Here is an 11,447-nt window from a genome sequence, read left to right on the forward strand (position 1 = left end):
TCTTCGGGAAGTCAGCTGAGCGGGCGGAACCCGACCCGCTCGGCGTCCTCGGCGGTCCGGAACCACACCTCGGCCACCATCTTCGGGAACTGCGCCGACTCCTCGGTGCAGTAGCGCAACGCCGTCACGCTGGCCTTCACCTCGAACGCGTCGCTCGGCCGGCCGCCACCGGGCCGCGGCATCGCCGAGCCGGGGCCGAACGGGCCGGGCGGGACCGCGTCGCCCGCTGCCTGCCGCGCGGGCGGCGGCTCCGGCGCCGCGACGGCCGCCTGGTTCGGCTGCACCGACGGCTCGAACAGCGAACCGCTGTGCGCACCGGCCAGGTCGGTCTCGCGCCGCTCGACCGTGCGCATCGACGGCTGGATCGGCTGCGGCGCTTCGAACCCGCCGCGCAGCGCCTCGCGCGGCTGCCGCTTCGGCAGCACCTGCGTCGCCTCGGCCGGGGTCTCCGGCGGCACTTCCAGCTCGCCGTTCGCCGCGTCGTCGCCGCCGAAGGCGTACTGCGGCGCCTCCTCGGCGTCTTCGGGTGCTTCGACCGAACCCAGGTAGCGCGTCCGCTCGACCGGCTCCTCGAACGCCGACCGCTCGGACGGCACGTCCTCGTCGAACCAGTCCGGCGCCTGCGCGTGCGCCCCTTCCGCCGGGGTCTGGAACAGCGAACCGGCGGCCGGTTCCGGGTCGAGCTGCTGCTCGAGCTGCGAGAGCGCCGGGGTCGCGGGCTCGAGCTCGTCCTCCGGCGTCAGGTACTCGGTCGCGGCGGCGCGGTACGGGTCGTCGTTCTCCGGCTGGGCGACCGGAGTCAGGATCTGCGTCTCTGACGCCCGGTAGGACGCGTCGTCATCACGCTCCGGCTCCGGCCGGAAGACCTCGTCGGGGTCGTGCGTCCCCGGCGGCACCTGGGAGTCCAGCTCGGCGAAGTCCGCGTCGATGTCGTCGTGGACGTCGTCGCGGTTGAACGGCGCCGCGGCGACCAGCGTGCCGGGGTAGGAGGTCTCCTCGCGGGCCGGCGCCGGCTCGGGCCGCGGCTCCGGCCGGGTGAACACCTCGGTGCCCGGCGCGCTCAGCCCGGCGGCGTTCGCGGGCGTGCGCGCGGCGTCGGCGTGGGCCTGCGCCAGCGAACTCTCCAGCTTGCGGACGCTCTTGCGGAGCGGCAGCACCAGCACCAGCCAGGTGAGCAGCACCCCGACGAAGAACGCCGCGAGACTCCACAGCCAAACCTGTCCGAAAATGGACATCTTTCTTCCTGCCCCTGTTTAGTGCGTGCGCGCGACCAGGTAGTCGGCGACCGACTCGCACGCGTCCCGGGCGGGTGACGCGGGCAACGCGGCTAGCTCGGCTCGCGCGCGCTGAGCGTAGTCGGAAAGGGTGACGCGTGCGCGTTCGAGTCCGCTACTGGCCCGCAGCAGCTCCAGCGCCTCGCGCACGAGCTCGTCGTCGGCGATCGGGCCGGACAGCAGCTCGACCAGCCGGGGGTCGGTGCCCGGGTCGGCCAGCGCGTACAGCATCGGCAGCGTCCGGACGCCTTCGCGCAGGTCGGTGCCCTGCGCCTTGCCCAGCTCGGCGGACGGCGACGCGATGTCGATGATGTCGTCGGAGATCTGGAACGCGGTCCCGATGATGTCACCGAAGCGGCGCAGCGCCTGGATGTGCTCCTCGGCGGCGCCGGACATCATGCCGCCGAAGCGGCCGGACGTGGCGATCAGCGAGCCGGTCTTCTGGGCGATCACGGTGAGGTAGTGCGCGACCGCGTCGTCACCCGGACCGGGGCCCACGGTCTCGCGCATCTGGCCGGTGACCAGCTCGCCGAAGGTCTCGGCGATGATCCGCGCGGCGTCCGTGCCCAGGTCGGCGACCAGGCGCGAGGCGTGCGCGAAGAGGAAGTCACCGGTGAGAATGGCGATGGTGTTGTCCCAGCGCGCGTTGACGCTCTCGGCGCCGCGGCGCATGTCCGCCTCGTCCATGACGTCGTCGTGGTAGAGCGTGGCGAGGTGCACCAGCTCGACCGCGGCGGCGGCGATCACGACGTGGTCGTCCTGCTTCGGGCCGAACTGCGCGGACAGCAGCGTGAAGAGGGGACGAAAACGTTTGCCCCCCGCCTCGACCAGGTGCAACGCGGCGTCGTTGACGGCCTGCACGTCGCTGCGGACGACCTCGCGCAGCAGCTTCTCGACGTCGGCCAGGCCGGTGGCGATGGCGCGCAGCAGGGTTTCGTCGGCGATCTGCAGGCCAACCGACGCGCGCAGGTCCTCGAGGGCGCCACCCGGCGCAGCGGGGAGGGATCCCGCCCCGGGGGCTGGGGAAGGCACAGACACGTCGGCTCCGCTCTACTCGTGCACCGGTCGGGTTATGCCTTGAGCGTAGTGGCTACCCCGCGCGGTCGTTTACCCGCTGTCCAGCGGAAACGGTGATGAACACGACACCCCGTCCGGCGCCACCGACGGGTGGTTCGCGATCCCCGAAGGAGTGATCAGCGATTTCGGGCGCAACGGGCGTCTCCGGCGGGCGGATATTGCCCTCAGGGAGATCACTCAAGGAGGACTCGCAATGCGCAACACGATCGCGAGGCGGGCCGGGCTCGCCGGAACACTGCTGGTGGCCGGGCTCTGCGCCGGCGTGGCGCCGGCGCAGGCCACGCCCGAGCCGGGCGTGGCGAACATCGGCTCGGCGTCGTTCACGAAGGCGGGCTCGACGATCACGGTCCCGACGCAGGGCCACTGTTCGGTCGAAGGACCGACGAGCGCGACGGCCCAGGTGGTCACGAAGACGGGCATCACGTTCGGCGGCGGCACGTCGTCCTGCACGACGACGGTGACGGACCCGGACACGGACGCGACCACGACGACGTCGACGGCCACGGGCAAGAACTTCGAGCTGTCGGCCCTGGTGAGCGCGGGCGGCCCCCGCGTCAAGCTGTCGACGTTCACGGTGAAGTGCACGGCGACCCAGACGCAGACGAACGCGAACTGGAGCTATGGAGGGATGTCGGGCATCCCGAACCCGCCGAGCCCGGTGCCGGTGGGCTACGTGTCGCCGATCAAGAAGTCCAACGGAACGGTGCTGGCGAACGCGGTGTTCAACATCCAGAACCTCCCGGGCGACGGCAGCATCGGGCTGACGATGCTGCGGATCGACTTCCTGCCGGCGTCGGGGGTGAGCGGCCAGGTGGTGCTGGGTCACACTTCCTGCTCACCGACGCCGTAAGGGGTGTCCGAGGGGCCGCGGCCGGGGAGCTGGCTGCGGTCCCTCGTTCGTGTTTCGGGAGGTGGGAACCCTGGTAGTGTGCTGGCCGTCGGATACGCAGGGTGGCGGGGTTGAAGCACACTGCGAGCTAGGGGAGAGCTGATGACGACGGGGATTTGCGGTGGCTGAGGGGCCGGTGTACGACCCGAACGGCACGCGTCGGGCGCCTTTGCATCCGGTGGTGCGTGGGGCGGGGTCTTATGGGGGCGGGTCGGGTGCGGGTGGAGCGGGGTTCCAGTACGACGAAGCGACCCTGCACGAGCTGGTCAAGGAGTGGCGGGACCTGGCAAGTGAGTTTCGCATCGACGCAGCACAGGCAGAAACACTCGCGCGAGCACAAGGGCCCGGTCTGGAATACGCGAGCTTGGGGAACGCCGAGCTGATACGCGCCTCGGGCAACGCCCTGACCGAAACGTTGCGACAGCGGGCGAAGCACTGCGATGCGATGGCCGACAAGTTCGTCGCCGCGCTGGGCAACTACGCGAACGCCGAAGAGACTCACGCCACCGAAATCGGCAACACCACGAAAGGCACCCTCTAGTGCGCCGCGTCCTGCTCTTGGCATGCGTTGGGTCGATGGTTCTCGCTGCGTGCTCGCCGGAGACCTCGGGTACCGCGTCTCCGGTGAGCACGCCGAGCTCGTCCAGAGTCTCGGGTACGGGGCAAGAAGTCCCCGGCCCAGGCGTGCCGTCAGTGGCAAACCCGATCGACACCACGCGATCTGCCTCGGAGCCGTGCTCCGCATTGACCGATTCACAGGTCGAGGAGCTGTTCGGCCGTCCGGTGACTCCCAAACCTGATCTCAAAGCTCCGGCTGGTCCCACCTGCAGCTGGGATCCGGCTGACGGTTCCGGCGCCAGCGTGAACGTCATCTTCGCGACCGTCGACGACCTCGGACTGACTGGCGTCTACCGCGCGCGAGGAACCAATTACAAGCTCTTTGAACCGCTGCAGCCGATCGAGGGTTATCCAGCGGTCATCTACGGTACGTCGGACTACCGGTCCGAGGGTATGTGCTCGTTGGCCATCGGGACGAGTGACCACTCCACGATCGATCTGACAGTTACACAGTCTCGCGCAAACGTTGGCAAGACCGACCCCTGCCAATCAGCCAAGACTGTCGCCTCCAAAGTGGTTGTCTCTCTGAAGGAGAGGAAATGATGGCCGTTGAGGGTCCACTGACGGCAGCTCAGATCTACGAACAGATCACCGGAGGCGAAGGCACCGGCTCACTGGCGGATGCGCAGGACGGTGCGGCTCAGCTGACTACTCGGATGGTTGAGCGCGCTCAGCGGATCAGTGCCCTCCGGGCCAAGACCCTTTCTGGTTGGCAAGGCCGTGCCGGGGAGGCTGCTGGTGATGCCACCCTTCCCCTTGTTCAAGCCGCTGCTGATGATGCCGTTCATCTCAAGACTGCTCAGGCTGCTGTTGGGGCTCAAATGGATGCCTTTGGGACCGCCAAGCACTCCGTCAAGCCCGTTGCTCCTCAGCCTCCCGAGCTCACCGCTCAGGACATCCTTCGCGTCTTCAACGGGGAAGGCACCGGCTCCTACGCCACCAAGGTTGCCAGCTGGCAGTCCGATAGCCAGGCCAATATCGAAGCCTTCGGCGCCTACCACTCCGCCAGCAGCACCAATGGCGGTCAGATGCCCGCCCGATATGCCCAGCTCGCGGACTCCGGTGCTCCCGTCTCCATGACCACCACCCCCAAGGCCGACACGCGACACAAGACCGCCGGGCCTACCGATACCGGTGAGTGGGCCAGGAACCCCAACCAGCCGCGGGTTCCCGGGCAGCAGACCCGAGATACCGTCCAACCTGGACAGCGCCAAGTTCAGAACCAGTTCACGAACCAGAACCAGTTCCAGAACCACGGTCAGCAGCCAGGCAGCAACAATGTTCAACAGCCTGGCAACAGCAACACCGACAACACCCACGCCAACAGCTACGTCCCCAAACCCGTCATGCCTCCCGCCGCTCAAGGCGGGTACCAGTTCGGACCCACCGGGCAGCCCGTCAGCAACCTCGGGGACAACTACGTCTTCGGGCCCGGCGGCAGTGGCAGCTACTCCGGCGGCTTCGGACCCGGAACCGGCGGCTACGGCACCAACACGGGCACAGGCACCGGATACCGAGGAACAGGCACCGGACCAGGGACAGGCACAAACCCCGGAACAGGCCTACGCGCCCCTGGCCCGAGCACCGGTGCCCGGCTCCCCGAGGAACGGATCGGAGGCGCCTCAGCCCGAGGTACCGCCGGCCCGCGGGGTGCCAACGGCATGCCCATGGGCACTCCCGCCGGCGGGCGCGGCGGTAAAGAAGAAGACCGGGAAAAGAAAAAAGCCGGCTACCTCAAAAACCCCGATCCCGACGAAACCTTCGGCGGCTTCATCGAAAAGCCCATGCCGCCGGTGATCGGTGAGAATCGGCCCAAGAAGTAGACCCATGCTGCATGCCGATCTCTCTCTTCATACCCTTCTCACCGCCATGCGCAACGTCGGCTGCGGGGATCCGCACCCCATCCTCGCCGGCGGGCTCAGGTATGTCCCTCCGTCGGCGGCAAAGCGCCTCGGACGGGAAGCCTTCGAAGAACTCAGCGAATACGGTTTCACCCAAGGCGATGGCTTCACCCCCGAATTCGAAGATGTCCTGCACCTCATCGACAATCCCGCGTACTCGTTCTACGCCTACGCGCGCGATCTCACCGGGCAGGTCGGCATCCTCTCCACGCGGACTGTGACCGTTGTCTGCCGGGGTGATCGCGTGACACTCGGAAGCCACGACACCCATCCCGCCGATGCCCTCGTGGCCCACCTGCCCGAATACCCGGCGGCGAACATCAAGCCCTTCACCCTGTCCCAAGAGGACTTCAAAGGCCCCCAGGACGTCAGCGACGTCTTCGACGACGCCCCCGCGCGCAGCCGGGAAGCCGAGGAGCTCGACTCCCTCTTCCAACGACCTCACCAAGGCCTCGGGCAGCTCTACGCCAGCGACAACGCCGACGGCAAAGCCGACGACAGCACCGTCAGCTACCTCGATCTCGACGAAGGTCGCGTCGGGATCGCGCTCGCCGATGGCTACATCAGTGTCATGCCCGGCGAACCTCGGCGGCTCAGCCACAAACTGAAGGCCGCCACCCCCTAGCAAAAGGGAGTGGCGGCCCGGGGTTGAACGAACTCAGGAAGCGAAGCCGCCCGCTCCGGCCCAGCCCAACGCGAACGCCGGGACCAGGCCCAGGATCAGCGTCACCGCCGTGCCGAGGAAGATCGCCGTTCCCGTGCCGAAGCCCGGGACCGACACCGATGGGCCGTCGGCCGCCGGCTCGGAGAAGTACATCAGCACGATCACCCTCAGGTAGAAGAACGCCGCCACCGCGCTGAACACCAGCGCCACGACCACCAAGGGCGCCATTCCGTCCGACAGCGCCGCCGAGAACACCACGAACTTCCCGACGAAACCGGACGTCAATGGGATCCCGGCCAAGGCCAACAGCAAGAACGTGAACACGCCCGCCACCAACGGCGACCGCTTCGCCAGGCCCGCCCACGCCGAGAGGTGCGTTGCCTCGCCCGAGGAGTCGCGCACCAGGCTGATCACGCCGAACGCCGCCAGCGTCGTGAAGCCGTACGCCAGCAGGTAGAACAGCGTGCTGGACAAGCCATCGCGAGTCATCGCGATCGCGCCCACCAGCAGGAAGCCCGCGTGTGCGATCGACGAGTACGCCACCATGCGCTTGACGTCCGTCTGGGTCAGGCCCAGCACCGCGCCGATCACCATCGAGATGATCGCGACGCCCCAGAGGACTCCGCGCCACTCCCACGAAGTCGACGAGAACGCCACCGACAGCACCCGGAGGATCCCGCCGAACGCCGCGACCTTCGTGCACGCCGCCATGAACGCCGTCACCGGCGTCGGCGCGCCCTGGTAGACGTCCGGGGTCCACGTGTGGAACGGGCCGACCGAACCCTTGAACAGCAGGCCGACCACCAGCAGGCCGAGACCGGCGAACAGCAGCGTGTCCGACCGGTCCGAACCCGCCGCCGCGGCCGCGATGTCGGCCAGCTTCACCGAGTTCGCGTAGCCGTACAGCAGCGCCAGCCCGTACAGGAAGAACGCCGAGGAGAACGCGCCGAGCAGGAAGTACTTGACCGCCGCTTCCTGCGACAGCAGACGCCGCCGCCGCGCGAGGCCGCACATCAGGTACAGCGGCAGCGACAGGACTTCCAGCGCGATGAACATCGTCAGCAGGTCGTTCGACGCGCAGAACGCCATCATGCCGCCGAGCGCGAACAGCGTCAGCGGGAACACCTCGGTCTGCATGACCGTCGCCGTCTGGGCGCGGTCCTGGACCGTAACCGGGCGGATGCCGGCCTGCGCGACCAGCGCGCCGCCCGGCTCGACCACGCGGTCGGAGATCAGCAGCACCGCGCCGACGGCCAGGGCGAGCAGCGTGCCCCAGAGGAACAGCGCCGGCTTGTCGATCGAGATCGCCCCGCTGAACGTCTTCACGCCGCCCGCGGGCGCGCTGCCCGTCGCGTACAGGACCAGGCTGACGCCGGCCGCGAGGATCGCCGCGAGGCTCAGCCCGACCTGCAGGCTGAAGCGCGAGCGCTTCGACGCGAACGCCTCGACCAGCACGCTCACGCACGCCGCGCCGAAGACGATCAGCATCGGCAGGACCGCCGGGTAGTCCACCGACGGCGTCGCGATCGGCGGCTGCGCCTGGGTCAGGAGGATGTCGAGCACGGTTACTTGCCTCCCTGGACCGCGGACAGCGTCTGCTGCACCGTCGGGGTGACTGTGTCGAGCACCGGCTTCGGGTAGAAGCCGAGGACGAGGACCAGCACGACCAGCGGCGCCAGGATCGCGATCTCGCGGCCGTTCAGGTCCGTGATGGCCTTCTTGGCGCCCAGTTCCGGCGCCATCGCGGTCCCCGGGCCGCCGCCGACGCCGATCAGGGCGTCACCGCGGACCGGGCCCTGCATGACGCGCTGGTAGAGCCACAGGACGTACGCCGCGGCGAGGACCATGCCCACCGTGGCGAGGATCGTGTACACCGGCTGGTCCACGAACGCCCCGATGAGCACCAGGAACTCGGAGACGAACGAGTTGGTGCCGGGCAAGGACAATGTGGACAGACCGGCGAGGAGGAACAGCCCGGCCAGCAGCGGAGTCACCTTCGCCATGCCGCCGTAGTCCGAAATGCGAGACGACCCGCCGCGCGCGATCACCAGGCCGATCACCACGATCAGCATGCCGGTCGCGATGCTGTGGTTCAGCATGTACGTCGCCGAGCCGACCATCGCCTGCTCGTTGAACGCGAAGATGCCGAGCGAGATGAAGCCGAAGTGGGCAATGGACACGTAGGCGATGAACCGCTTCATGTCCCGCTGCCCCGCCGCGAGGATCGATCCATAAAGGACACCGATCACCGAGAGCACCAGCACCAGCGGCGCCAGGGTCTTGCTCGCGTCCGGGAACATCGGCAGGCAGTAGCGCAGGAAGCCGAACGTACCGACCTTGTCCAGCACGCCGACCAGCAGGACGGCGACGCCGATCGGCGCCTCCCCCGCCGCGTCCGGCAGCCAGGTGTGGAACGGCACCAGCGGCGCCTTGATCGCGAAGGCCAGGAAGAACCCGAGGAACAGCCAGATCTGCGTGTGCAGCGGCGCGTCCCGGACGACCGTGACCAGCGTGGCCCAGTCGAACGTGCCCTTGCCGAGCTTGTCCGCCGCCAGCGAGTACGCCCCGATCGCCGACGCCAGCATGATCAGGCCGCCGAGGAACGAGTAGAGGAAGAACTTCACCGCCGCGTACTGCCGGTTCGCGCCGCCGTAGCCGCCGATGAGGAAGTACATCGGGATCAGCATGATCTCGAACAGCACGTAGAACAGGAAGACGTCGGTCGCGGCGAACACGCCGATCGTGAGCGCTTCCTGCAGCAGGATCAGCGAAAGGAACCCGCCCGCACTGCGGCCCGGTGGCAGCTTGTCGAGCGTGCCGAGCCCGCCGACGACGATCGGCACCAGCAGCGCGATCACCGCGATCATGATCAGCGAGATGCCGTCGGTGCCGAACGCGATGTGCACGCCGAAGCTGGGGATCCAGTCGAAGCTCGACGTCATCTGCAACCGCGTGCCCGACGGCGAGTAGCTGAGCCAGAACGGGATCACGAGCAGGAACTCGAGGATCGAGAACCCCAGCGCGGCCAGCACCGCGGCGCGGTCGTTCCCCTTGAGGAACGCCAGCACCAGGGAGCCGGCCAGCGGCACCAGGATGAGGATGAGCAACCAGGTCATCAGGAGAACCTCACCAGCAGGAGAGCCGCCAGAAGCAGGAACGTGCCGCCCAGCATCGACAGCGCGTAGGACCGGACGAACCCGGTCTGCAGCCGCCTCAGCCGGCCGGAGCCGCCGCCGAGGCCGGCGGCCAGGCCGTTGACCGCGCCGTCGACGCCGCGGTTGTCGACGTACACCAGCGCCCGCGAGAGCCAGGTGCCCGGGCGGGCGACCAGCGTCTCGTTGAGGGCGTTGCCGTAGAGGTCCTTGCGCGCCGCGCGGGTGATGAACGAGACCCGCTGCGGCTGCTCGACCGGCACGTCACGCCGGAAGATCAGGTACGCGATCACCACGCCCAGCAGGGAGAACACGATCGCGGCGACGGAGATCACCCACGCGTCGAACGGCGCGTTGTGCGCTTCCTCCAGCTCGCCGACCGACGGGGTCAACCAGTGGGCGAAGCGGTCGCCGAGGGCGAAGAACGCGCCGGCGCCGACCGAGCCGACCGCCAGCACCGCCATCGGGACCCACATGATCGCCTTGGACTCGTGCGGGTGGAAGTCGCGGCCGTCGGTGCTCTTGATGTCCTTCCAGCGCTCCTTGCCGAAGAACGTCATCACCATCAGGCGGGTCATGTAGAACGCGGTGAGCCCGGCGCCCAGCAGCGCGGCGCCGCCCATCACCCAGCCGCGCCAGCCGCCTTGGCCGAACGCCGCTTCGATGATCGCGTCCTTGGTGAAGAAGCCCGACAGCGGCGGGATGCCGATCAGGGCCAGGTAGCCGAGGCCGAAGGTGATGAAGGTGATCGGCATGTGCTTGCGCAGGCCGCCGAACTTCCGCATGTCGACCTCGTCGTTCATGCCGTGCATGACCGACCCGGCCCCGAGGAAGAGCCCGGCCTTGAAGAAGCCGTGCGCGACCAGGTGCATGATGCCGAGCGCGTACGCGATGGGCCCGAGGCCGACGGCCAGCATCATGTAGCCGATCTGGCTGACCGTCGAGTACGCGAGGACCTTCTTGATGTCGTCGTACGCGCAGCCGATGATGCACCCGAGCAGCAGCGTCACCGTGCCGACCAGCATGACGATCAGGCGGCCGTCCGCGGTGGCGTTGAAGATGTCCTTCGAGCGGGCCACCAGGTAGACACCGGCCGTGACCATCGTCGCCGCGTGGATCAGGGCCGAGACCGGGGTCGGGCCCTCCATCGCGTCCGGGAGCCAGGCCTGCAGCGGGAACTGGCCGGACTTACCGCACGCGCCGAGCAGGAGCAGGATCGCCATCGCGGTGATCGCGCCCGGCGAGAACTTGCCGTCGGCGACCGCCTGGAAGACCTGCGCGTAGCCGGTCGAGCCCGCGTACTTGAACATGATGAAGATCGCCAGCGCGAGCCCGACGTCGCCGACGCGGTTCATCAGGAACGCCTTCTTCGCCGCGGTCGCGGCGGACGGGCGGCCCTGGTACCAGCCGATGAGCAGGTAGGACGCGAGGCCCACGCCTTCCCAGCCGAGGTACAGCGTCACGAAGCTGTTGCCCAGCACCAGGATCAGCATCGACGCGACGAAGAGGTTCAGGTACGCGAAGAAGCGGTACCGGCCCTCGTCGTCGGCCATGTAGCCGATCGAGTAGTAGTGGATCAGCATGCCGACGCCGGTGATGAGCAGCACGAACGTCAGCGACAGCGCGTCGATCCGCAGCCCGAAGTCCACCTGCAGCTGACCGACCGGGATCCACGAGTACACCTTGACGTCGGTCGCCGTGCTCGTGTTCGCGCTGAAGAACAGGATTAGCCCGTAGATGAAAGCCAGGGTGACGGTGGCACAGCCGAGCAGATGCCCCCAGGCCTTCGCGCGCTTGCCCGCCAGCAGGAGGATCAGGGCGCCGAGGGCAGGGAAGGCCACCAGCAGCCACGATGATGCGGTCACTCGGTGT

Annotated in this window: 10 protein-coding genes; 5 read left to right on the top strand and 5 right to left on the bottom strand. The window is 68.3% G+C overall.

Features of this window, described 5'->3' with window-relative positions; genetic code table 11:
• Positions 1–11: 11 nt before the first annotated feature.
• Positions 12–1,235: a hypothetical protein gene (locus ACIRSS_RS30800; protein WP_400900912.1), complete on the bottom strand. Its 1,224-nt coding sequence runs from the start codon at positions 1,233–1,235 to the stop codon at positions 12–14.
• An 18-nt stretch (positions 1,236–1,253) separates the two neighbouring features.
• Positions 1,254–2,306: a polyprenyl synthetase family protein gene (locus tag ACIRSS_RS30805; RefSeq protein WP_400901929.1), complete on the bottom strand. Its 1,053-nt coding sequence runs from the start codon at positions 2,304–2,306 to the stop codon at positions 1,254–1,256.
• A 238-nt stretch (positions 2,307–2,544) separates the two neighbouring features.
• Here ACIRSS_RS30805 and ACIRSS_RS30810 point away from each other — a divergent pair, with 238 nt between their 5' ends.
• The 5 genes from ACIRSS_RS30810 to ACIRSS_RS30830 all read left to right on the top strand — a co-directional run bounded on the left by ACIRSS_RS30810 (position 2,545) and on the right by ACIRSS_RS30830 (position 6,384).
• On the top strand, positions 2,545–3,201 hold the full coding sequence (locus ACIRSS_RS30810) for a hypothetical protein (protein ID WP_400900914.1): 657 nt from the start codon (positions 2,545–2,547) through the stop codon (positions 3,199–3,201).
• 160 nt (positions 3,202–3,361) lie between these two features.
• Positions 3,362–3,781, top strand: coding sequence for a hypothetical protein (locus ACIRSS_RS30815; RefSeq protein WP_400900916.1), 420 nt, complete (start codon positions 3,362–3,364; stop codon positions 3,779–3,781).
• A gap of 35 nt (positions 3,782–3,816) precedes the next feature.
• The gene (locus ACIRSS_RS30820; RefSeq protein ID WP_400900918.1) at positions 3,817–4,401 is read left to right on the top strand and encodes a DUF3558 domain-containing protein; all 585 of its coding nucleotides are present in this window, start codon (positions 3,817–3,819) and stop codon (positions 4,399–4,401) included.
• On the top strand, positions 4,398–5,681 hold the full coding sequence (locus tag ACIRSS_RS30825) for a hypothetical protein (RefSeq protein ID WP_400900920.1): 1,284 nt from the start codon (positions 4,398–4,400) through the stop codon (positions 5,679–5,681). Before ACIRSS_RS30820 ends, ACIRSS_RS30825 begins: the two co-directional genes overlap by 4 nt.
• Positions 5,682–5,685: 4 nt before the next feature.
• Positions 5,686–6,384: an ESX secretion-associated protein EspG gene (locus tag ACIRSS_RS30830; RefSeq protein ID WP_400900922.1), complete on the top strand. Its 699-nt coding sequence runs from the start codon at positions 5,686–5,688 to the stop codon at positions 6,382–6,384.
• 33 nt (positions 6,385–6,417) lie between these two features.
• Here ACIRSS_RS30830 and nuoN read toward each other — a convergent pair whose 3' ends face one another.
• The 3 genes from nuoN to nuoL are packed head-to-tail and all read right to left on the bottom strand — an operon-like array spanning position 6,418 to position 11,440.
• Positions 6,418–7,986 (bottom strand): NADH-quinone oxidoreductase subunit NuoN, encoded by a 1,569-nt coding sequence (gene nuoN, locus ACIRSS_RS30835; RefSeq protein ID WP_400900924.1) that lies wholly within the window; start codon positions 7,984–7,986, stop codon positions 6,418–6,420.
• Between the two features lie 2 nt (positions 7,987–7,988).
• Positions 7,989–9,539, bottom strand: a complete 1,551-nt coding sequence (locus tag ACIRSS_RS30840; protein WP_400900926.1) for an NADH-quinone oxidoreductase subunit M — start codon at positions 9,537–9,539, stop codon at positions 7,989–7,991.
• Positions 9,539–11,440 carry an NADH-quinone oxidoreductase subunit L gene (gene nuoL, locus ACIRSS_RS30845; protein ID WP_400900928.1) on the bottom strand — a complete coding sequence of 634 codons (1,902 nt, stop codon included), beginning with the start codon at positions 11,438–11,440 and terminating at the stop codon, positions 9,539–9,541. The genes ACIRSS_RS30840 and nuoL overlap by 1 nt, the downstream gene beginning before the upstream one ends.
• Positions 11,441–11,447 lie beyond the last annotated feature (7 nt).

It is taken from the genome of Amycolatopsis sp. NPDC101161, assembly GCF_044768185.1.
In the GTDB taxonomy this organism is placed as follows: domain Bacteria; phylum Actinomycetota; class Actinomycetes; order Mycobacteriales; family Pseudonocardiaceae; genus Amycolatopsis.

Excerpts from the sequence above, each read along its gene's own strand:
- ACIRSS_RS30840 (WP_400900926.1), bottom strand. The coding sequence starts at position 9,539 with ATGACCTGGTTGCTCATCCTCATCCTGGTGCCGCTGGCCGGCTCCCTG.
- ACIRSS_RS30820 (WP_400900918.1), top strand. The coding sequence starts at position 3,817 with ATGGTTCTCGCTGCGTGCTCGCCGGAGACCTCGGGTACCGCGTCTCCG.
- ACIRSS_RS30830 (WP_400900922.1), top strand. The coding sequence starts at position 5,686 with ATGCTGCATGCCGATCTCTCTCTTCATACCCTTCTCACCGCCATGCGC.
- ACIRSS_RS30810 (WP_400900914.1), top strand. The coding sequence starts at position 2,545 with ATGCGCAACACGATCGCGAGGCGGGCCGGGCTCGCCGGAACACTGCTG.
- ACIRSS_RS30800 (WP_400900912.1), bottom strand. The coding sequence starts at position 1,235 with ATGTCCATTTTCGGACAGGTTTGGCTGTGGAGTCTCGCGGCGTTCTTC.
- ACIRSS_RS30825 (WP_400900920.1), top strand. The coding sequence starts at position 4,398 with ATGATGGCCGTTGAGGGTCCACTGACGGCAGCTCAGATCTACGAACAG.